At 73.4% G+C, this 18,709-nt stretch carries 21 protein-coding genes, 1 pseudogene and 1 riboswitch; of the genes and pseudogenes, 11 read left to right on the forward strand and 11 right to left on the reverse strand.

Features of this window, described 5'->3' with window-relative positions:
• Positions 1-49 precede the first annotated feature (49 nt).
• A riboswitch (cobalamin riboswitch) is annotated at positions 50-183 on the reverse strand.
• 78 nt (positions 184-261) lie between these two features.
• From ACFCY7_RS13605 to ACFCY7_RS13615, 3 genes are read left to right on the forward strand one after another with little or no spacing between them, the layout of a single operon-like run.
• Positions 262-1,512, forward strand: a complete 1,251-nt coding sequence (locus ACFCY7_RS13605) for a cobalamin biosynthesis protein CobG (protein WP_376484311.1) — start codon at positions 262-264, stop codon at positions 1,510-1,512.
• Between the two features lie 14 nt (positions 1,513-1,526).
• Positions 1,527-2,168 (forward strand): precorrin-8X methylmutase, encoded by a 642-nt coding sequence (locus ACFCY7_RS13610; RefSeq protein ID WP_367823702.1) that lies wholly within the window; start codon positions 1,527-1,529, stop codon positions 2,166-2,168.
• Positions 2,165-3,673 (forward strand): precorrin-2 C(20)-methyltransferase, encoded by a 1,509-nt coding sequence (locus ACFCY7_RS13615; RefSeq protein WP_376484235.1) that lies wholly within the window; start codon positions 2,165-2,167, stop codon positions 3,671-3,673. The genes ACFCY7_RS13610 and ACFCY7_RS13615 overlap by 4 nt, the downstream gene beginning before the upstream one ends.
• 11 nt (positions 3,674-3,684) lie before the next feature.
• On the opposite strand, the gene ACFCY7_RS13620 is transcribed toward ACFCY7_RS13615, so the two are convergent.
• Positions 3,685-5,199 (reverse strand): serine hydrolase, encoded by a 1,515-nt coding sequence (locus ACFCY7_RS13620; RefSeq protein WP_376484314.1) that lies wholly within the window; start codon positions 5,197-5,199, stop codon positions 3,685-3,687.
• 197 nt (positions 5,200-5,396) lie between these two features.
• Between ACFCY7_RS13620 and ACFCY7_RS13625 the strand changes: the two genes are divergently transcribed.
• Positions 5,397-7,088, forward strand: a complete 1,692-nt coding sequence (locus ACFCY7_RS13625; protein WP_376484238.1) for a fibronectin type III domain-containing protein — start codon at positions 5,397-5,399, stop codon at positions 7,086-7,088.
• On the opposite strand, the gene ACFCY7_RS13630 is transcribed toward ACFCY7_RS13625, so the two are convergent.
• The gene (locus ACFCY7_RS13630) at positions 7,078-7,809 is read right to left on the reverse strand and encodes a cobalt-precorrin-6A reductase (RefSeq protein WP_376484241.1); all 732 of its coding nucleotides are present in this window, start codon (positions 7,807-7,809) and stop codon (positions 7,078-7,080) included. The two genes, ACFCY7_RS13625 and ACFCY7_RS13630, sit on opposite strands and share 11 nt — an antisense overlap.
• 12 nt (positions 7,810-7,821) lie before the next feature.
• Here ACFCY7_RS13630 and ACFCY7_RS13635 point away from each other — a divergent pair, with 12 nt between their 5' ends.
• Positions 7,822-8,940 (forward strand): cobalt-precorrin-5B (C(1))-methyltransferase, encoded by a 1,119-nt coding sequence (locus ACFCY7_RS13635; RefSeq protein WP_376484244.1) that lies wholly within the window; start codon positions 7,822-7,824, stop codon positions 8,938-8,940.
• A 41-nt stretch (positions 8,941-8,981) separates the two neighbouring features.
• A complete protein-coding gene (locus ACFCY7_RS13640) occupies positions 8,982-9,539 on the forward strand; it encodes a GNAT family N-acetyltransferase (protein ID WP_376484247.1) in 558 nt (185 codons plus the stop codon).
• A gap of 25 nt (positions 9,540-9,564) precedes the next feature.
• Here the strand turns inward: ACFCY7_RS13640 and ACFCY7_RS13645 are convergent, their stop codons facing one another.
• Positions 9,565-10,245, reverse strand: a complete 681-nt coding sequence (locus ACFCY7_RS13645) for a hypothetical protein (RefSeq protein ID WP_376484249.1) — start codon at positions 10,243-10,245, stop codon at positions 9,565-9,567.
• A gap of 95 nt (positions 10,246-10,340) precedes the next feature.
• Between ACFCY7_RS13645 and ACFCY7_RS13650 the strand changes: the two genes are divergently transcribed.
• On the forward strand, positions 10,341-10,415 hold the full coding sequence (locus ACFCY7_RS13650) for a 50S ribosomal protein bL37 (protein ID WP_099895366.1): 75 nt from the start codon (positions 10,341-10,343) through the stop codon (positions 10,413-10,415).
• A 62-nt stretch (positions 10,416-10,477) separates the two neighbouring features.
• Here the strand turns inward: ACFCY7_RS13650 and cobM are convergent, their stop codons facing one another.
• Genes cobM through ACFCY7_RS13665 form a run of 3 tightly spaced genes read right to left on the reverse strand, consistent with a single transcriptional unit; the run spans position 10,478 to position 12,696 of the window.
• The gene (cobM, locus tag ACFCY7_RS13655) at positions 10,478-11,227 is read right to left on the reverse strand and encodes a precorrin-4 C(11)-methyltransferase (protein WP_376484252.1); all 750 of its coding nucleotides are present in this window, start codon (positions 11,225-11,227) and stop codon (positions 10,478-10,480) included.
• Entirely contained in the window at positions 11,224-12,501 is a 1,278-nt protein-coding gene (gene cbiE / locus ACFCY7_RS13660) for a precorrin-6y C5,15-methyltransferase (decarboxylating) subunit CbiE (protein WP_376484255.1), read from the reverse strand. The genes cobM and cbiE overlap by 4 nt, the downstream gene beginning before the upstream one ends.
• Positions 12,502-12,555: 54 nt before the next feature.
• Positions 12,556-12,696: a DUF6126 family protein gene (locus ACFCY7_RS13665; RefSeq protein ID WP_367823530.1), complete on the reverse strand. Its 141-nt coding sequence runs from the start codon at positions 12,694-12,696 to the stop codon at positions 12,556-12,558.
• 109 nt (positions 12,697-12,805) lie between these two features.
• Here ACFCY7_RS13665 and ACFCY7_RS13670 point away from each other — a divergent pair, with 109 nt between their 5' ends.
• The 4 genes from ACFCY7_RS13670 to ACFCY7_RS13685 all read left to right on the forward strand — a co-directional run bounded on the left by ACFCY7_RS13670 (position 12,806) and on the right by ACFCY7_RS13685 (position 15,474).
• Positions 12,806-13,888, forward strand: a complete 1,083-nt coding sequence (locus ACFCY7_RS13670) for an LLM class flavin-dependent oxidoreductase (protein WP_367823532.1) — start codon at positions 12,806-12,808, stop codon at positions 13,886-13,888.
• A gap of 4 nt (positions 13,889-13,892) precedes the next feature.
• Entirely contained in the window at positions 13,893-14,516 is a 624-nt protein-coding gene (locus tag ACFCY7_RS13675; protein ID WP_376484260.1) for an FMN reductase, read from the forward strand.
• A gap of 62 nt (positions 14,517-14,578) precedes the next feature.
• Positions 14,579-15,028, forward strand: coding sequence for a universal stress protein (locus ACFCY7_RS13680; protein ID WP_376484263.1), 450 nt, complete (start codon positions 14,579-14,581; stop codon positions 15,026-15,028).
• Between the two features lie 74 nt (positions 15,029-15,102).
• Positions 15,103-15,474 (forward strand): VOC family protein, encoded by a 372-nt coding sequence (locus ACFCY7_RS13685; RefSeq protein ID WP_376484266.1) that lies wholly within the window; start codon positions 15,103-15,105, stop codon positions 15,472-15,474.
• A gap of 33 nt (positions 15,475-15,507) precedes the next feature.
• On the opposite strand, the gene ACFCY7_RS13690 is transcribed toward ACFCY7_RS13685, so the two are convergent.
• The 5 genes and pseudogenes from ACFCY7_RS13690 to ACFCY7_RS13710 form a co-directional block, all read right to left on the reverse strand.
• Entirely contained in the window at positions 15,508-16,374 is an 867-nt protein-coding gene (locus ACFCY7_RS13690; protein ID WP_376484269.1) for an ABC transporter permease, read from the reverse strand.
• Positions 16,371-17,339: an ATP-binding cassette domain-containing protein gene (locus ACFCY7_RS13695; RefSeq protein WP_376484272.1), complete on the reverse strand. Its 969-nt coding sequence runs from the start codon at positions 17,337-17,339 to the stop codon at positions 16,371-16,373. Before ACFCY7_RS13695 ends, ACFCY7_RS13690 begins: the two co-directional genes overlap by 4 nt.
• A gap of 133 nt (positions 17,340-17,472) precedes the next feature.
• The gene (locus tag ACFCY7_RS13700; protein ID WP_376484275.1) at positions 17,473-17,877 is read right to left on the reverse strand and encodes a hypothetical protein; all 405 of its coding nucleotides are present in this window, start codon (positions 17,875-17,877) and stop codon (positions 17,473-17,475) included.
• 80 nt (positions 17,878-17,957) lie between these two features.
• Positions 17,958-18,080, reverse strand: a pseudogene (locus tag ACFCY7_RS13705) (RidA family protein); the annotation flags it as partial.
• A gap of 99 nt (positions 18,081-18,179) precedes the next feature.
• The gene (locus ACFCY7_RS13710) at positions 18,180-18,653 is read right to left on the reverse strand and encodes an RrF2 family transcriptional regulator (protein WP_376484317.1); all 474 of its coding nucleotides are present in this window, start codon (positions 18,651-18,653) and stop codon (positions 18,180-18,182) included.
• Positions 18,654-18,709 lie beyond the last annotated feature (56 nt).

The following is an 18,709-nucleotide window of genomic DNA, read 5'->3' on the forward strand; positions in this document are numbered from 1 at the left end:
CCGCGCCCCGGGTGGTCGTGTGGTTTGGGGCCTCCCCTGCTCGAGCGAAGCCGAGAGCTTGGGGAAGGGAGTTCCTGACTCACCCGTGCCATCGCTGGTACGGGCTCACAGTGGCGGGACCGCGCCGGATTCTCACCGGGCTTCCTCCCCGGGGTCCTGGGACCCCATGCCGTGTGCATAGTAGATCGTGCCGTCGGCGGGGCGGGGCGTGCCGGGGAGTCGGCCGGATCACACCCGGTGGTCGGCCGGTGGCCCGTGGGTATGCTCGCCGCCATGCCGCCCACCCCACCCCCGGCTCCCGAACCGGGCGAACCTCGCATTCGGGACCGCGGAGACGCCTGCCCAGGGGCGTTGCGCCTGCACGCGGCCGACGACGGCCGCCTGGCCCGACTCCGCCTGCCCGCAGGCCGCCTGACGGCACGCCAGGTCGAGGTTCTGGCGCACGCCGCGGAGACCCTCGGCGACGGACGGATCAGCATCACCTCGCGCGGCAACGCGGAACTCCGCGGCCTCGCGGACGACTGCGGCGCGGCCCTCGCGGACCTGCTCGCCGACGCGGGCCTGCTCCCCTCCCCCACCCACGAACGCGTCCGCAACATCGTCGCCTCGCCGATCGGCGGACTCGACGGACTCGGCCGCCCCGACGTCCAGTTGTGGGCCCGCGAGCTCGACTCCCTGCTCTGCGCGGAGCCCTGGACGGCGGCGCTCTCGGGCCGCTTCCTCTTCGTCCTCGACGACGGGCGCGGCGACGTGGCGGGACTCGGCGGCGATGTGACCTTGGTCGCAGCGGAGCCGGGGACAGTCGTCATGTACGTCGGTGGACGGGCCTTCCGGATCGCCGGAACCGACGCGCCCCGGGCCGCCCTCGCCGCCGCCGGAGCCTTCCTCGACGCCGCCCGGGAGGCCGGGACCGGCGCCTGGCGGGTGAAGGAACTGCCGGCGGGCGCCGTCCCCGACCTGCCGGGCGCCCTCGACCGGGCCGGGATCGCGGCCGAGCCCGTACCGCCGGCGCGGTCGCTCCTCGTCCTCGGCGCGCCGCCCGCCCCCGGGCCGCTCGGCACCGGCGCCCTGTACGTCCTCGCGCCCCTCGGCCGCCTCACCGCCGCCCAGCTGCGCGCGCTGCTGCCCGCCGACGAGGTGCGGCTGACGCCGTGGCGCGGTGCCGTCGTGGTCGGGGCGGCGGCCGACCGGCTCGCCGACCTCGCCGCGCACGGGCTGATCACCCGCCCCCACGCCCCCGGGGCGGGCGTCACCGCCTGCACGGGCCGGCCCGGCTGCGCCAAGTCCCTCGCGGACGTCCGCGCCGACGCGGCCGCCGAGCGGCCCGGTCCCGCCGCGGCCGCCGGCCTCCCGGCCCACTACTCCGGGTGCGAGCGCCGCTGCGGTCACCCGCACGGCACCTGGATCGACGTCGTCGCCACCGCCGACGGCGCCTACCTGGTGGACGGCGCCCCCACCCCCCGTACCGCCCTGACCGAAGCTGTCACCACGGCCCGCACGACGACGAGATGAGCGAGAGCGACACGATGTTCGACTACGAGAAGGACGGGGCGGAGATCTACCGCCAGTCCTTTGCCACGATCCGCGCCGAGGCGGATCTGGCGGGCCTGCCCGCCGACGTCGCCCAGGTGGCGGTCCGGATGATCCACGCCTGCGGCATGACCGACCTCGTACGCGATATCGCCTACTCGCCGCAGGTCGTCTCCCGGGGCCGCGCGGCCCTCCGCGCCGGCGCCCCGATCCTCTGCGACGCGCAGATGGTCGCCAGCGGCGTCACCCGCAAGCGGCTGCCCGCCGACAACGAGGTGGTCTGCGCGCTGTCCGACCCGGCCGTGCCCGCCCTCGCCGCCGAACTCGGCACCACCCGCTCCGCCGCCGCCCTCGAACTCTGGCGGGACCGCCTCGAAGGCTCCGTCGTCGCCATCGGCAACGCCCCCACCGCCCTCTTCCACCTCCTGGAGATGGTCGCCAAGGGCGCCGGCAGGCCCGCCGCCGTCCTCGGCATACCGGTCGGCTTCATCGGCGCCGCCGAATCCAAGGACGCGCTCGCCGACCGGGCCCACGAGCTCGGCCTCGACTACCTCGTCGTACGCGGCCGGCGCGGCGGCAGCGCCATGACCGCCGCCGCGATCAACGCCATCGCCCACGAAGCGGAGATCCAGGCATGAGCGGCACCGAGGACGCACCCGTGAAGGGCAAGCTGTACGGCGTCGGCCTCGGGCCCGGCGACCCGAACCTGATGACGGTCGCCGCGGTCAAGGCCATCGCCGCCGCCGACGTCGTCGCCTACCACTCGGCCCGCCACGGCCGCTCCATCGCCCGCTCCATCGCCGCCGAGCACCTCCGCGACGACCACGTCGAGGAGCGGCTGATGTACCCGCTCACCGTGGAGACCACGGACCACCCCGGCGGCTACCGGGGCGCCCTGGACGACTTCTACGAGGAGGCCGCGGCCCGCCTCGCCGCCCACCTCGACGCCGGCCGCACCGTCGCCGTCCTCGCCGAGGGCGACCCGCTGTTCTACGGCTCGTACCAGCACATGCACAAGCGGCTCGCCGACCGCTACGACACCACCGTCATCCCCGGCGTCACCTCCGTCAGCGCCGCCGCCGCCCGCCTCGGCGAGCCGCTGTGCGAGGCGGAGGAAGTCCTCACGATCATCCCGGGCACGCTGCCCGAGGACGAGCTGGCGGCCCGGCTCGCCGGCACCGACTCGGCGGTCGTGATGAAGCTCGGCCGCACCTTCCCCACCGTGAAGCGGGCCCTGGAGCGGGCCGGGCGCCTCGACGACGCCCGGTACGTGGAGCGGGCGTTCATGGCCGGCGAGCGGACCGGGCACCTGGCGGACGTGGACCCGTCCACCGTCCCCTACTTCTCCGTCGCCGTCCTGCCCTCCCGCATCGACCAGCAGCCCCACGTGCGGGACCGCGGCGAGGTCGTCGTCGTCGGCACCGGCCCGGCCGGCGCGCCCTGGCTGACCCCCGAGTCGCGCGGCGCGCTCGTCAACGCCGACGTCCTCGTCGGCTACACCACCTACCTCGACCGGGTGCCGGTGCTCCGCCCCGGCCAGATCCGCCACGGATCCGACAACAAGGTCGAGTCCGAGCGCGCCGAGTTCGCCCTCGACCTGGCCCGGCGCGGCCGCAAGGTCGCGGTCGTCTCCGGCGGCGACCCCGGCGTCTTCGCCATGGCCACCGCCGTCCTGGAGGTCGCCTGCGAACCGGAGTACGCCGACGTGCCCGTACGGGTCCTCCCCGGGGTGACCGCCGCCAACGCGGCCGCCGCCGCCGCGGGCGCCCCCCTCGGCCACGACTACGCCACGATCTCCCTCTCCGACCGGCTCAAGCCCTGGGACGTCATCGAGGCCCGGCTGCGCGCCGCCGCCTCCGCCGACCTGGTCATCGCCCTCTACAACCCGGGCTCCAGGTCCCGCACCCACCAGGTGGCCGCCGCCCGCGACCTCCTCCTCGAACTGCGCTCCCCCGAGACGCCCGTCGTCGTCGCCCGTGACGTCGGCGGCCCCGAGCAGTCCGTCCGCGTCGTCACCCTCAAGACCCTGGAACCGTCCGAGGTCGACATGCGCACCCTGCTCCTCGTCGGCTCCTCGCAGACCCGCGCCGTCGAACGCGCCGACGGCCGCACCATCGCCTGGACCCCGCGCCGGTACGGCTGAGCCGACCGCCGTCAGGAGGAGGTGCGGGTGAAGGTGCCCAGCCCCTCCTGGTCCAGGTACTCGACGCGGACGGTCCTCCCGTCCGGGGAGAACGTCACGCCGGTCAGGCCGACGGCGTTCTCCCCGCGCGTCGGGAAGCTGAACGTGTCGCCGGAGTAGTGCGTCAGCCGGTACGTCTGGGGCTCCGGCCCCAGCCGCAGCACCAGGCCGCCGTCGGCCTCGGCCACCGTCATCCGGCCGTAGTAGTCGTTGGTGTACGTGCCGGCATACGCGTCGGCGGACTTCGCGGCGGAGGCGTCGGCCGGCGGATGCGCGTAGTCCGTCGGCGACCGGCCGGCGTCCGCCTCCTGCTCGTAGAGCGCGTTGACGAGCGGCATCCAGTCCCGGCTGGGCTTCCCCTCCTGCGCGGTGTCGAAGAAGTCCAGGGCGACCGCGTCCGCGACGCCGACCGGCGCCCCGTTCGTGAGGACGACGATCCCCAGCTCCTCGCCCGGCAGCATCGTCACGTTGGTGTGCGCGCCGTCCGCGAACGCGCCGGTGTGCGACAGCCGCAGCCGGCCCTCGTCGTCGTACGACACGTTCCAGCCCAGCCCGTAGAACCCGGTCCTGCCCGCCGGCGCCCGCGCCGGAGAGGCCACGGACTCGGGGTGGTGGGTCAGTTCGAGCGCCTCGGCGTCGACGATCTCCCGCCCGTCGAGCGTCCCGTTCCCCAACTGCAGCCGCAGCCACACCGCCATGTCCCGCGCCGACGAACTCACCCCGCCGGCCGGCGACTGGGCGTCCGGGTCCCGCACGTACCGCGCCTTCCACGTCCCGTCGGGCTCCTTCACGTGCCCCACGGACCGGTCGGGGTTCTCCTCGAAGTCCCGGAAGCTGCTGCTGGTGTCGTTCATCCCGGCCGGCCCGTACAGCGTGTCCTCGGCCAGCTTCTCCCACGCCACGCCCTTCTCCACCGCCACCGCCTCGGCCGCACCCGTCAGGCCGAAGTTCGTGTACGCGTAACTCGCCCGGAACGGCGCCAGCGGCTCGTACCGCAGGTGCGCCAGGATGTAGTCCCGGTCGTAGCCCAGGTCCTCCAGCAGGTCCCCCGCGTGGTCCGGCAGCCCGCTGCGGTGCGAGAACAGGTCCGCCACCGTCATGTGCGAGGTCACCCACGGGTCCTTCAGCCGGAACTCCGGCAACTCCGGCGCCACCGGCTTCTGCCAGCCCTCCACCCCGACCGCCCCCGACACGACCGTCGACGCGATCGGCTTCGACACGGACGCCAGCTGGAACACCGTGTCCGCGTCCACCCGCGCCGCCTTCCCCACCTCCCGCACCCCGTACCCCTCCAGGTGCACCACCTTGCCCTGGTACACCACGGCCACGGATACCCCCGGCACCCCGGTCCGCTTCATCATCGCCGCGACGTCCGCGTCCAGCCGCCCGACGGCCCGGTCCACGTCCACCCGGTCGAGGACCGGCGGCGGCTGCGCCGGGGGCGGCTCGGGCGACGGCGAGGGGGAGGGGCTCGGAGCAGCGCCCATCAGCGCCACGAGCCCCGCCGTGGCCAGCCACCGGACGGTACCCACCCCTCCATTGAACGCCGGGAGGAATCCCCTGTCGCGCGGAAGGAACCGGCAGGTAGAGTCCCCTCCCGGCGGTGGACCGGCTCCCACCCGCACCGCCCTCCCCACACACATCGCCTGTGTCCCGTAGGTCCGGAAAGGGCCCTCCCTCTGTGATGACTCGTATCCGGCTGAGCGCGCTGGCCACCACGGCCGCCCTCGCCGCATCCGGCGGCCTCCTCACCGCCACCCCGGCCTCCGCGGCCGTCAGTTGCGCCTCCCCCGTGTGGAAGGCGGAGTACTTCGCCAACACCACCCTCACCGGCACCCCGAAACTGACCGCCTGCGACAGCGCCGTCGCCGAGAACTACGGCCTCGGCGACCCGGCCGGCGTCACCCTCCCCAAGGACAACTTCTCCGTCCGCTGGTCCCTCACCCGCGACTTCGGCTCCGGCGGCCCCTTCACCTTCACCGCCGAAGCCCAGGACGGCATCCGCGTCCACCTCGACGGCGTCCGCCGGATCGACCTCTGGAAGAACACCACCACCACCCAGAAGAAGACCGTCGCCCTCACCGTCCCCGCCGGCCGCCACACCCTCCGCGTCGACTACGCCACCTGGACCGGCGCCGCCAACGTCAAGTTCACCTACGCCCCCAACACTTCGGCCACCGCGGACAAGGTCCGACCGCTCGCGCCGACCGGGGCGTCCGTGGCGTACGACCGCGCCCTGAACAAGGTCACGCTGAAGTGGGCGGCCAACAAGGAGATGGACCTCGCCGGCTACCGCCTCTACCGGCGCCTGCCCACCACCGCCTGGGCCAAGGTCAGCAGCGCCACCGCCCTGATCCCCGGCACCTCGTACGTCAACTACCCGCCCGCCACCGGCGAATCGTTCCTCTACGAGCTCCGCGCCGTCGACAGGGCCGGCAACGAGTCCTGGGGCGGCGCCGACCTCACCGTCGCGACCGTGGACCGGACCCCGACCGCCGCCCCGGCCGGCGTCACCGCGACCGACGGCGCCGGCGGCGTCGCCCTGGCCTGGCAGCCCGTCACCGGCGCCGTGAAGTACACCGTGCACCGGCAGCGCACCGGCACCACCGACCCCGCCGTCCAGGTCGCGACCGGCATCACCGGCACCGCCTGGAAGGACACCGCGGCCGCCGAGCGGACCGGCTACACGTACGGCGTCTCCGCCGTCGACGCCGCCGGGAACGTCTCCGCGCGGACCGGCGTCTCCGGCTCCCACGGCGACTACGCGCCCGCGGCGCCGACCGGCCTGACCGTGGTGGACGCCTCGAACGCCGTACGGCAGCACGTGCTGAGCTGGACCGCCCCGGCGGACACCGACGTCGTCTCCTACCGCGTCTACCGCAACGGCAGCCTCCTCGACACGTCCTCCTTCACCTCGCTCAAGGACATGCAGGCCGTCCGGCACGGCACCACCTACCGGTACGCGGTCTCGGCGATGGACGCCGCCGGCAACGAGTCGCCGCTCTCCGCCGAGGCCTCGATCACGACCGAGGGCGACCTGGACGCCCCGGCAGCCGTCACCGGCGTCAAGGCGACCCCGCGCGAGGACGGCGTGCTGGTCGAGTGGGACGCGAGCACGGAGCCCGACCTCAAGCGGTACGAGGTCTTCAAGGCCGAGCGGTACGACGACGGCGACGGCGGCTACGTCTGGCTCGCCCACCCCGTCGAGTACCTCGCCGAGGACGCCACCTCGTTCCTCCACCCCAGCCCCGCCGACGGCGAGACCGTCATGTACACCGTGATCGCCGTGGACGACTGGGAGAACACGCTCCGGGTGGAGGACCCGACCCTGAACTGGGTCGAGGTCACCGAACTCGGCACGCCCGTCACCGAGTAGCGACCCAGGCGGCGGCCTCCTCCGGGGTCGCCGCCGTCGGGACGCCCTCCGGGACCGGGGGGCGGCGGACGACGACGACCGGGAGGCCGGCCTCTCGGGCGGCCGTCAGCTTGGGTGCGGTCGCGGCGCCGCCGCTGTCCTTCGTGACGAGGACGTCGATGCGGTGGTGGCGTATCAGTTGCCGCTCGTCGTCGAGGGTGAACGGGCCCCGGTCGAGGAGGATCTCGGTGCGCGCCGGCATCGGCGCGTCCGGGGCGTCGACCGAGCGGACGAGGAACCACTCCGGGCGGTCGGCGAAGGCCGCCAGGCCCATGCGGCCGGTCGTGAGGAACACCCGGTCGCCGAGGCCGTCCAGGGCGCGGGCCGCCTCGTCGAGGGACGCGACGGAACGCCAGTCGTCGCCGTCGCCGGGGACCCAGCCGGGGCGGCGGAGGGCGAGCAGGGGAACATGGGCGGTGGTGGCCGCCAGGGCCGCGTTGAAGCTGATGCGTTCGGCGAAGGGATGGGTGGCGTCGATGACCGCGTCCACGGCGTGCGCCCGTATCCAGTCGACGAGCCCGTCGACGCCGCCGAAGCCGCCGATGCGGACCTCGCCGGCCGGCAGCCGGGGGCTGGCCACCCGTCCCGCGAGGGAACTGGTGACCCGGACGTCTCCGGAGCCGTGCAGCAGTCCGGCCAGGGCGCGGGCCTCGGTGGTCCCGCCGAGAATGAGTACGTGCACAGGAGCCCCTTCGTGACTTCAGGCGGCGGGCGTGAGGCCCAACTCAAGCACACCGGTCTGCGCCCGGGCTGGACGACCGGTGCCTGTGCGACGGCGGCGACGACCGCCGCGTACACGGCCCTGCTGACCGGCGACTTCCCCGACCCGGTGACGATCACGCTGCCGAAGGGGCAGACGCCGGCGTTCGCGCTGGCCGCCGAGTCCCTGACGGCCGGTTCCGCCATGGCCGCCGTCGTGAAGGACGCCGGCGACGACCCGGACGTCACGCACGGGGCGGTGATCCGCTCGACGGTACGGCTCCTGCCGCCGGGCTCCGGCGTGGTCTTCCGGGCCGGCGAGGGCGTCGGCACCGTCACCCTGCCCGGCCTCCCCCTGGAGGTCGGCGAACCCGCGATCAACCCGGTGCCCCGGCAGCTGATGCGCGAGCACGTCGCCGAGGTCGCGGCCCGGCACGGCGGCACCGGCGACGTGGAGATCACCGTGTCCGTCGACAACGGCGCCGAGATCGCCCGCTCGACCTGGAACCCCCGGATCGGCATCCTCGGCGGCCTGTCGATCCTCGGCACGACCGGCGTCGTCGTCCCGTACTCCTGCTCGGCCTGGATCGACTCCATCCGCCGGGGCGTGGACGTGGCCCGCGCCGGAGGCCTCACGCACGTCGCCGGCTGCACCGGCTCCACCTCCGAGCGCACGGTGACGACGCTCTACGACCTGCCGGAGATCGCCCTCCTCGACATGGGCGACTTCGCGGGCGCCGTCCTCAAGTACATCCGCCGCCATCCCGTCGACCGGCTCACCCTCTGCGGCGGCTTCGCCAAGCTCTCCAAGCTGGCCGCCGGCCACCTCGACCTGCACTCGGCCCGCTCCCAGGTCGACAAGGGCTTCCTGGCCGACCTCGCCCGTACGGGAGGCGCCTCCGAGGCCCTCGCCGCCGACATCGCCGCCGCCAACACCGGCCTCGCCGCCCTCCGCCTCTGCGAGGCCGCCGCGGTCCCCCTCGGCGACCTGGTGGCCGCCCGCGCCCGCGACGAGGCCCTCGCGGTCCTGCGGGGCGCCCCGGTCGCCGTCGACGTGGTCTGCATCGACCGCGCGGGAACGGTCGTCGGCCGGTCGTCGGTGGCGGGGCCGTAATCCGGACGACAGCGGGCGCGGCGACCGCCGAGAATCCGGGGATGACCGACTTCTCGTACAAGCCCACCCTGACCGGCGACCTGGTCGTCCTCCGCCCCCTCACCGAGGAGGACGTGCCCGCGCTGCTGCCCCTCTTCGAGGACGCGGAGGTGAGCCGGCTGACCGGCGGGCACGCGAGCTTCGACGAGCCGACGCTGCGGAAGTGGTACGGCTCGCGGTCCGACCAGGACGACCGGCTCGACCTGGCCGTCGTGGAGCGGGCGACGGGGCGGGTCGTCGGGGAGGCGGTGCTCAACGAGTGGGACGCCGACAACGAGAGCTGCTCGTTCCGGATCGTGTTCGTGCCGGGGGCGACGGGGAGGGGCCTCGGGACGGAGGCGACCCGGCTGATCGTCGGCTACGGCTTCGAGTCCCTCGGCCTCTACCGGATCTCCCTGGAGGTGTACGCGTTCAACCCGCGCGCCCGGCGGGTGTACGAGAAGGCCGGCTTCACGGCCGAGGGCGTCCTGCGCGGGGCGCTGCTCTGGGAGGGCGAGCGGGTGGACGCGACGGTGATGTCGGTGCTGGCGCCGGAGTGGCGGGCCACTCCGGCGCCGTGAGGGCGGTGCGGTCGTCCGTGGCCGGTCAGTCCGCGACCGGGTAGCCGATCTCCGCGATGTCGTCCGCGAGGGCGGCGAGGTCGACGTCCGGGTTGAGGGCCGCCACGACCTCGGCCGTCAGCGGGCGCAGCGCCAGGACGTGGCGGACGGCCTCCGGGTCGACCGAGGTCTCGTAGTAGTCGGACGCCCAGGTGGCGTAGGCCTCGGCCGAGCGGTCCACGAGCAGGTGGAGGAGGCCGTCGGAGCCGTCCGGGTCCTCGTGGCCGTCCAGGTCGGTGAACTCGACCGGGCCGGTGTGCCAGGCGGTGTCGGCGGGCTCGCGCCAGAGGCAGGCGGTGGTCACGTGGACGCCGTCCTCGTCGGTGAAGGCGGGCTCCGTCAGGTACTCGCGGAACGCCTCCGGGACGCCGTCGAGCACGCCGGGCCAGGTCTGCCCGTCCGCGAGCTCCCCGAACGGGCTCATCGGGGACTCGTGGGCGAAGACGCGGGCGAACGCCCCGGCGGGGGAGAGGACGATCGTGTACTCGTCGCCCGATCCGTCCTTCATGGACGCCAGCTGCTCGGTCTCCGACCAATGCGCGTCGAAGGAGTAGTAGCGGCTCTCCCACTCCGGGCAGAGCACGGCCTCCAGCATGGCGAGCCCTCGGCTGTGGTCGCGCAGTTCCTCGATGCCCGGCAGCGCCCGGGCGACGTCGTAGACGGTCACGGGTCCATTCAAGACCCTGGCACCGACATGCGGGCACCCGGTCCCGAACCTAGGCTCGGCAGCGCAGGAACCCCTACGGAAAGGGAGGAATCACCATGGCCAAGCGCGGCAACAAGAAGCGGGCCCGCAAGAAGAAGAAGGCGAACCACGGCAAGCGGCCCAATGCCTGAGTCGTGGCGATGACGGAGGCCGGACCCGTGTGGGGGTCCGGCCGTCGTCGTCTACGGGCCCGTCAGCAGACGTGCCGCTCGCGGGCCGGGTCGTACAGGTGGCTGTCGCGGAACTCGGAGGCGGCGAGGGTGCGGCCGACGATGATGACGGCCGTCTTGGTGATGCCGGAGGCCTTCACCTGGTCGGCGATGTCCTCCAGGGTGCCGCGCAGGACGAGCTCGTCGGGGCGGCTGGCCATGGCGACGACGGCGGCGGGGCAGTCGACGCCGTAGTGGGGGACCAGCTCGGAGACGATGCGGTCGACGTAGCGGGCGCCCAGGTGGAGGACGAGCAGGGCGCCGCTGCGGCCGAGGGTGGCGAGGTCCTCGCCCTCGGGCATCGGGGTGGCCTGCTGGGCGATGCGGGTGAGGATGACGGTCTGGCCGACGGTCGGCACGGTCAGTTCCCGCTTGAGCGCGGCGGCGGCCGCCGCGAACGCCGGGACGCCGGGCACGACCTCGTACGGGATGTCGAGCGCGTCCAGGCGGCGCATCTGCTCGGCGACCGCGCTGAAGACGGACGGGTCGCCGGAGTGCAGCCGGGCCACGTCGTGGCCGGCCTCGTGGGCGCGGGCGATCTCGGCGACGATCCGGTCCAGGTCGAGCTGGGCGGTGTCGATCAGGGTGGCGTCCGGCGGGCACTCGGCGAGGAGCTCGGTGGGGACGAGCGAGCCGGCGTAGAGGCACGTGCCGCACTTCGCCAGGGTCCGCGCACCGCGCACGGTGATGAGGTCGGCCGCGCCGGGGCCCGCTCCGATGAAGTAGACGGTCATGCTTCCTCTTCCTTGGTTACGGAGCCTTCGGTCACGGAGCCCTCGGTCACGGAGCCCTTGGTCACGGACCACTGGGTGACGGGCATCGCCTGGCGCCAGCCGGTGAAGCCGCCGACGGGGACGGCGGCCGAGACGGCGAGCCGGATCAGTTCGCCGCCGTGGCGGCGGTAGCGGTCGGCGAGCAGCGCCTCGGATTCGAGGGTCACGGTGTTGGCGACGAGCCGCCCGCCGGCCGGGAGCGCGTCCCAGCAGGCGTCGAGGAGGCCGGGCGCGGTGAGGCCGCCGCCGATGAAGACGGCGTCGGGGGTGGGGAGCCCGGCGAGGGCGGCGGGGGCGGGGCCCGTGACGACCCGCAGGGCGGGGACGCCGAGCGCGTCGGCGTTGCGGGTGATGCGCGCGGCGCGCTCCGGGGACTTCTCGACGGCGACCGCCCGGCAGGAGCGGTGGGTCCGCATCCATTCGATGCCGATCGAACCCGACCCGCCGCCGATGTCCCAGAGGAGTTCGCCGGGTGCGGGCGCGAGGGCGGCGAGCGTGGCGGCCCGCACGTACCGCTTGGTGAGCTGCCCGTCGTGTTCGTACGCCTCGTCGGGGAGGCCGGGCGTCGCGCCGAGCCGCAGCGTGCCCGGGTCGCGTACGCAGTCCAGCGCGAGCACGTGGAGGGCGTCGGTCCGCTCGTACGGCCAGTCGGCGGCGGTGGCGTCGAGGACCCGCTCGGCGGGCCCGCCGAGCTGTTCGAGGACCCGGATCCGGGTGCCGCCCCAGCCGGTCGCGCGGAGGTACGCGGCGACGTCGGCGGGTGTCCCGGGGCCTTCGCCGAGGACGAGGACCCGGCGGCCGGGGTGGAGGGCGGCGGCGAGCGCCCCGAGCGGCCTGGCCACCAGCGACACGGTCTCGACGGCCTCCAGGGCCCAGCCGAGGCGGGCGCAGGCGTACGAGACGGAGGACGGGTGCGGGTGGACGCGCAGGCGGTCGGCGCCGGCGGTCTCCGCGAGGGTGCGGGCGATGCCGTAGAACGACGGGTCGCCGCTGGCGAGGACGGCGATGGCGCGGCCCTCGTGGGCGGCGAGCAGTCCGGGGACGGCGGGGCGGAGCGGGGTCGGCCAGGCGATCCGCTCGCCGCCGCACTCGGCGGGGTCGAGCAGGTCGAGCTGGCGGGGGCCTCCGATGAGGACCTCGGCGTCGCGCAGGACCCGGCGGGAGCTCTCGGGGAGCCCGTCCCAGCCGTTCGCGCCGATCCCGACGACCGACACCACCGATATCGCAGCGTTCACGTCCGGGACTCTACGTGAGCCCGCGCGGGGCCTCGCCGGACCCTTACCGGAGGGTCACTTCTGGGCGTTCTGTCCCACGTAGAAGAGGAGCCAGACGAAGCCGGCGAAGGCGTGGGTCGCGAAGACGTAGACGAAGACGCGGAGCATGACGCCCCGCTCCTTCCAGCGTTCGTTGTCGTAGGTCTTCTCGGTCATGACGTCCAGGGTACGGCCGGGAATAGGCCGGGGGGTCGCGCCGTTGGACGTGACAGTTTAAGATTCAACCAACAAGCCGCGAGGCACCATCCCGCGAGAGGTGAGCACGATGCAGTTCGGGATCTTCACCGTCGGCGACGTGACGACCGACCCCACCACCGGCCGTACCCCCACGGAGCACGAGCGGATCAAGAACACCGTCGCCATCGCGCTCAAGGCCGAGGAGGTCGGGCTCGACGTCTTCGCGACCGGCGAGCACCACAACCCGCCGTTCGTGCCGTCCTCCCCCACCACCCTCCTCGGGCACATCGCGGCCCGCACCGAGAACCTGATCCTGTCCACGTCCACGACGCTGATCACCACCAACGACCCGGTGAAGATCGCCGAGGACTACGCGACCCTCCAGCACCTCGCCGACGGCCGCGTCGACCTGATGATGGGCCGCGGCAACACCGGCCCGGTCTACCCGTGGTTCGGCCAGGACATCCGCCAGGGCATCCCGCTCGCCATCGAGAACTACGCGCTCCTCCACAAGCTGTGGAGGGAGGACGTGGTCGACTGGGAGGGCAAGTTCCGCACCGCCCTCCAGGGCTTCACGTCCACCCCGCGCCCGCTCGACGGCGTCCCGCCGTTCGTCTGGCACGGCTCCATCCGCTCCCCCGAGATAGCCGAGCAGGCCGCGTACTACGGCGACGGCTTCTTCGCGAACCACATCTTCTGGCCCAAGCAGCACACCGAGAAGATGGTCCGCCTCTACCGGCAGCGGTACGCGCACTACGGCCACGGCACCCCCGAGCAGGCGATCGTCGGCCTCGGCGGCCAGGTCTTCCTGCGCAAGAACTCGCAGGACGCGGTACGGGAGTTCCGCCCGTACTTCGACAACGCGCCGGTCTACGGCCACGGCCCGTCCCTGGAGGAGTTCTCCCGGGAGACCCCGCTGACCGTCGGCTCGCCGCAGGAGGTCATCGAGCGCACCCTTTCCTTCCGCGACTACGTGGGCGACTACCAGCGCCAGCTGTTCCTGGTCGACCACGCCGGGCTGCCCCTCAAGACCGTCCTGGAGCAGCTCGACCTCCTCGGCGAGGAGGTCGTCCCGGTGCTGCGCAAGGAGTTCGCGAACCTGCGCCCGGCCGGAGTGCCGGAGACCGCCCCGCTCCACCCCGCCGTCACCCGCACCACCGAGGAGGTCTGACACCGTGCAGACGTTGAAGCTGGTCGCCGTGTCCGCCGGACTCAGCGCACCGTCCTCCACCCGACTGCTCGCCGACCGGCTGCTCCAGGCCGCCCGCTACCGGCTCGCCGAGCAGGAGTACGCCGTCGACGTCCAGGTCGTCGAACTGCGCGACCTGGCCGTCGACATCGCGAAGAACTTCGTCACCGGCTTCCCCTCGGAGAAGCTCCAGGAGGCGATCGACACGGTGACCGGCGCGGACGGCGTCATCGCGGTGACGCCGGTCTTCACGGCCTCGTACAGCGGTCTGTTCAAGTCGTTCTTCGACCTGATCGACCCGACCGCGCTGACCGGCACCCCGGTGCTCGTCGGAGCGACCGGCGGCACCGCCCGCCACTCGCTGGTCCTGGACCACGCGCTGCGGCCGCTCTTCGCCTACCTGCGCGCCGCCACGATCCCGACCGCCGTCTACGCGGCCTCGGAGGACTGGGGCTCGGGCGGTGACGAGTACACCGAAGGGCTGCCGTCCCGGATCGTCCGGGCGGGCCACGAGCTCGCCGACGCGGTCGCGGCGCGGCCGGCCCGGGAGGCCGACGAAGAGGAGGTCGTCCCCTTCGAGCGGCAGCTGGCCGACCTTCGCCTGGATTGATCCCGTTTGTTACGTTGGGGGCGGATCATTCTGATGTGCCGTACAACGAACGGAGGTCGGCGATGGCCGGCAGGATCGTGGTGGGCGTCGACGGATCGGAGCCCTCCCTCAAGGCGCTGAGGTGGGCGGCCGCCCAGGCCGCCCTCACCGGGGACTCCCTCCAGGCGGTGATCAGCTGGGAGTACCCGGCGTCCTGGGCGACGCTGATGCCGGGCGTACCGGCCGAGTTCGACCCCGAGCGGCTCGCCAAGCAGATCCTCGACGAGTCCCTGTCCCAGGCCCTCGACCCGCGGGTCGCCGCCGCCACGACCCGCACGGTCGTCGGCGGCAACGCCCCCCAGGCCCTGCTCGACGCCGCGAAGGGCGCGAGCCTGCTCGTCGTCGGCGACCGCGGCTACAGCGGCTTCAAGGCGGCCGTCCTCGGCTCCGTCTCCTCCCACGTCACCCAGCACGCGACGTGCCCGGTGGTGGTCGTGCGGGGCGAGGCCGCCGACGCGGCCGAGTCCGCCTGAACCGCGGGCCGGACACCGCGCCCGGCCGCTCCGCACGCCGTGCGCCGGTCCGCCGCCGGACGCATGATGCCCTCATGGACATCAAGCTGGAACTGATCGGCGTGCCCGTCACCGACATCGACCGGGCCAAGGCGTTCTACGAGCGGGTCGGGTTCCACACCGACCACGACATCCCGGTGAGCGAGGACATCCGCTTCGTGCAGATGACCCCGCCGGGCTCGGCCTGCTCGATCGCCTTCGGCAAGGGCATCACGGAGATGGCCCCGGGCTCCCTCGACAACATGCAGGTCGTCGTCGCGGACATCGAGGAGGCGCACGCCGACCTCACCGCCCGGGGCGTCGAGGTCGGTGCCATCGATGACCGGCCCTGGGGCTCGTTCGTCTACTTCGCCGACCCGGACGGCAACCGCTGGGCGGTCCAGCAGACCACCCCGCGGGGCAAGTGACCCGGGGGAGACCCGCCGCGAACGGCCCGTCTCCTACTTGCGGTTGTAGAGCCGCATCGTCACCGCGCCGAAGACGACCACGAACAGCGCCGACCAGCCCAGCGTCCAGGCGATGTCGGCGCCCGGCCACTCGCCCGCCATCAGTTCCCGCACCGACGTGGCCAGATGGGTCACCGGGCTGTTGTTCACGAACGCCTGCAGCCAGCCCGGCATCGTGCTCGGGTCGACGAAGACGTTGGACAGGAACGTCAGCGGGAAGATCACCATCATCGAGACGCCCATGACGGACTTCTCGCTGCGCAGCAGCAGCCCGAACATGGTCCAGATCCACGAGAACGCGAACGAGAACACCAGCAGCAGCACGACCCCGAGCACCACGCCGACGACCCCGCCGTCCGGCCGGTAGCCGATGAGCATGCCGACCGTCAGCATCACGGCCGAGGCGATCAGATAGCGGACGACGTCGCCGAGGAGATAGCCGACCATCGGCGCGGGCCGCCAGATCGGCAGCGTGCGGAAGCGGTCGAAGACGCCCTTCTCGATGTCGGTGTTGACGGACACCCCGGTGTACATCGTGATCATCACGACGCTCATCACGAGGATGCCCGGCAGCAGGAACTGGATGTACGAGGAGACCGAACCGGCCAGCGCACCCCCGAAGAGGTACGTGTACATCACCACCATCATGATCGGGAACGCCGTCACGTCGAACAGCTGCTCCGGCACGTGCTTGATCTTCAGCAGGGCCCGCCAGCCGAAGGTCATCGAGGCGGAGAGGGCGCTCGGGCGCGGCGGGCGGGAGCGCCCCGTGAGCAGCGCCGCGAGCTCGTCGGCCCGGGGGGCGACGAAGTCCGCGGTGTCGGCGGCCCGTTTGTCCTTGCCGGTGGTGACGGTGGTCATGCCGCCGTTCCCTTCCTGTCCGTCAGCGCCAGGAACACCTCGTCGAGGCTGGGCTGTCCGAGCGCGAAGTCGTCGACGGTGATCCCGGCCCGCGCCAGCTCCGCGAGCGCCCGCGCGGCCTGCTCCGCGGCGCCGAGGTCCGTGCCGTGGCCGTCGACCGTGGCGGTGAGCGCGACCGGGTCGGGGTCGAGCTGGACGCCGGCCCCCAGGGCCTCCCCGAGGACCCGCTCGGCCGCCGGCCGCTGCCCGGGGTCCCGCAGCCGCACGTGCACCGATCCGGAGCCGACGGACGCCTTCAGCTCGCCCTTGGTGCCCTCCGCGATCACCTTCCCGTGGTCGATGACGGCGATGCGGGAGGCCAGCCGGTCCGCCTCGTCGAGGTACTGGGTGGTGAGCATGACGGTGGTGCCCTGGGCGACCACCGCACGGACGATGTCCCAGACCTGGTTGCGGCTGCGCGGGTCGAGTCCGGTCGTCGGCTCGTCGAGGAAGAGCAGGTCGGGGGTGTTGAGGATGGACGCGGCGATGTCGATGCGCCGCCGCATGCCGCCCGAGTAGTTCTTGACCTGCCGGTCGGCGGCCTCCTCCAGGCCGAAGGCGGTGAGCAGCTGCGCGGAGCGCTCGCGGGCTGCGGGGCGGGTGTGGCCGAGGAGCCGGCCGAGGAGGACGAGGTTCTCGGTGCCGGTCAGGTCCTCGTCGACGGAGGCGTACTGCCCGGTGAGGCTGACGCGGCCGCGCACGGCGTCGGCGTCCTCGACGACGTCCTTGCCGAAGACCCTGGCCCGGCCCTCGTCGGGGCGGAGCAGGGTGGCGAGCATCTTCACCGCGGTGGTCTTGCCGGCGCCGTTGGGGCCGAGGACCCCGTAGACGGTTCCGGCGGGGACCCGCAGGTCGACGCCGTCGACGGCGCGGTTGGTGCCGAAGACCTTGACCAGGCCCTCGGTCTCGATGGCGAGGTCGGTCATCCCGTCTCCTCCCTCAGGCCGCTCTTCCCAGTCTCCGTCGGCCCCTGCGGTCCCGCCAGGCGGGCCGCGGCGGGGCGGGCGCGGCGGGGCGCCGGGCCCGTGGGTCCGGCGCCCCGGGAGGCGGGAGCGGGGGTCAGTACGGCGCGGGGCGGCCCTGCGCGTCCTCGTGCGTGTAGTACATGTAGAAGGCACCGGCCCCGTTGAGCACGCCGAAGGCGAGGCCGAGGCCGCTGGAGGACAGGATGCTGGCGCCCGAGAGGCTGAAGAGGAACCCGACCGCGATGCCGGCCAGGGAGCCCCACGCGGCGGCGTGCAGTTCGCGGGGGAGGGAGCGGCCGTGTCGATGGAGCGTGCGGATCGCCACCGCGAGGACGATCGCGGAGATCAGGCCGAGCCACAGCTGTCCGAGCGTGGTCGGGCCTCCCTGGCGTGCGACGGTGGCCGCGTAGAGGCCGTACAGGATGCCGACGGCGGCCGGGCCTGCCCAGCCGTGGGTGCTGATCCGGCGCCCGGCGGGCGCCGCTGCGTGTGCGGCCATGGCAGGAGCTCCTTCGTCTCTCGCCCCCCTGGTTCCCGCACCCTCCAGGGCACACCCGCGCCCGGCGGCCCGCAAGTGGATCAGCCGGCGGGCCGTACGGCGACGGCGTCGATCTCGAAGAGCATGCCCGGCAGGGCCAGCGCCGCGACCCCGCTGAGGGTCTGCGCGGGGAGCCGGTCGCCGAAGTGGGCGTGCAGCGCCTTGTGATCGTTCCTTCCGGGGAGGGCGGCCGCCTCACGGGCGGCCGGAGAGGCGTCCGCGAACTGGATGTACGGAGTCCGGAATGGGGCGCGCCGGTCGGGTCAGGCGTCCGCGAACCACTGCCGGATCCGTTCGGGCGCCGCCGGCGCCTGGAGCTCGGCCCGTTCCCGCACGTCGTCCAGGGTCTGGGAGACGAGCTCGCGTCGCCAGGCCAGTTCGGCCCGCCCCATGGCGCCCGCGATGGCGCACTCGGCGGCGTACGAGCCGGACGGTCCCGCACCGGGGCCCTGCTGCCGGATCTCGGTGCAGCGGAAGGCCTCGTCAGGGCCTTCGACGGCGGTGACGACGTCCATGAGCGTGATCCGGTCCAGGCCGCGCGCCAGCCGGAAACCGCCCTTGGGGCCGGAGACGGAGGTGACGATGCCGACCCGGGCGAGCGCCTGGAGCTGCTTGTTGAGGTAGGCGGCGGGCAGTTCGTGGTAAGCCGCGAGGCGCGCGGCCGGGACCGCGCGTTCGGGCCCGATCCAGGCCAGGTTCAGGCAGCTGTGCAGGGCCCATTCCACGCCCTCACTCATCTTCATAACCTGGACTCTACATATCCAGAATAGGGAGGGCAAGGAGGGGACTGAGA

The sequence above is a fragment of the Streptomyces sp. NPDC056361 genome (assembly GCF_042262805.1).
Taxonomy (GTDB): Bacteria; Actinomycetota; Actinomycetes; order Streptomycetales; family Streptomycetaceae; genus Streptomyces.

Bases quoted from the DNA above. Each gene is read 5' to 3' on its own strand.
- ACFCY7_RS13625 (WP_376484238.1), top strand. From the start codon at position 5,397: ATGACTCGTATCCGGCTGAGCGCGCTGGCCACCACGGCCGCCCTCGCC.
- ACFCY7_RS13700 (WP_376484275.1), bottom strand. From the start codon at position 17,877: ATGGCCGCACACGCAGCGGCGCCCGCCGGGCGCCGGATCAGCACCCAC.
- ACFCY7_RS13695 (WP_376484272.1), bottom strand. From the start codon at position 17,339: ATGACCGACCTCGCCATCGAGACCGAGGGCCTGGTCAAGGTCTTCGGC.
- ACFCY7_RS13670 (WP_367823532.1), top strand. From the start codon at position 12,806: ATGCAGTTCGGGATCTTCACCGTCGGCGACGTGACGACCGACCCCACC.
- ACFCY7_RS13640 (WP_376484247.1), top strand. From the start codon at position 8,982: ATGACCGACTTCTCGTACAAGCCCACCCTGACCGGCGACCTGGTCGTC.
- ACFCY7_RS13610 (WP_367823702.1), top strand. From the start codon at position 1,527: ATGTTCGACTACGAGAAGGACGGGGCGGAGATCTACCGCCAGTCCTTT.
- ACFCY7_RS13620 (WP_376484314.1), bottom strand. From the start codon at position 5,199: ATGGGCGCTGCTCCGAGCCCCTCCCCCTCGCCGTCGCCCGAGCCGCCC.
- ACFCY7_RS13665 (WP_367823530.1), bottom strand. From the start codon at position 12,696: ATGACCGAGAAGACCTACGACAACGAACGCTGGAAGGAGCGGGGCGTC.
- ACFCY7_RS13690 (WP_376484269.1), bottom strand. From the start codon at position 16,374: ATGACCACCGTCACCACCGGCAAGGACAAACGGGCCGCCGACACCGCG.
- ACFCY7_RS13615 (WP_376484235.1), top strand. From the start codon at position 2,165: ATGAGCGGCACCGAGGACGCACCCGTGAAGGGCAAGCTGTACGGCGTC.
- ACFCY7_RS13685 (WP_376484266.1), top strand. From the start codon at position 15,103: ATGGACATCAAGCTGGAACTGATCGGCGTGCCCGTCACCGACATCGAC.
- ACFCY7_RS13710 (WP_376484317.1), bottom strand. From the start codon at position 18,653: ATGAGTGAGGGCGTGGAATGGGCCCTGCACAGCTGCCTGAACCTGGCC.
- ACFCY7_RS13680 (WP_376484263.1), top strand. From the start codon at position 14,579: ATGGCCGGCAGGATCGTGGTGGGCGTCGACGGATCGGAGCCCTCCCTC.
- cobM (WP_376484252.1), bottom strand. From the start codon at position 11,227: ATGACCGTCTACTTCATCGGAGCGGGCCCCGGCGCGGCCGACCTCATC.
- ACFCY7_RS13605 (WP_376484311.1), top strand. From the start codon at position 262: ATGCTCGCCGCCATGCCGCCCACCCCACCCCCGGCTCCCGAACCGGGC.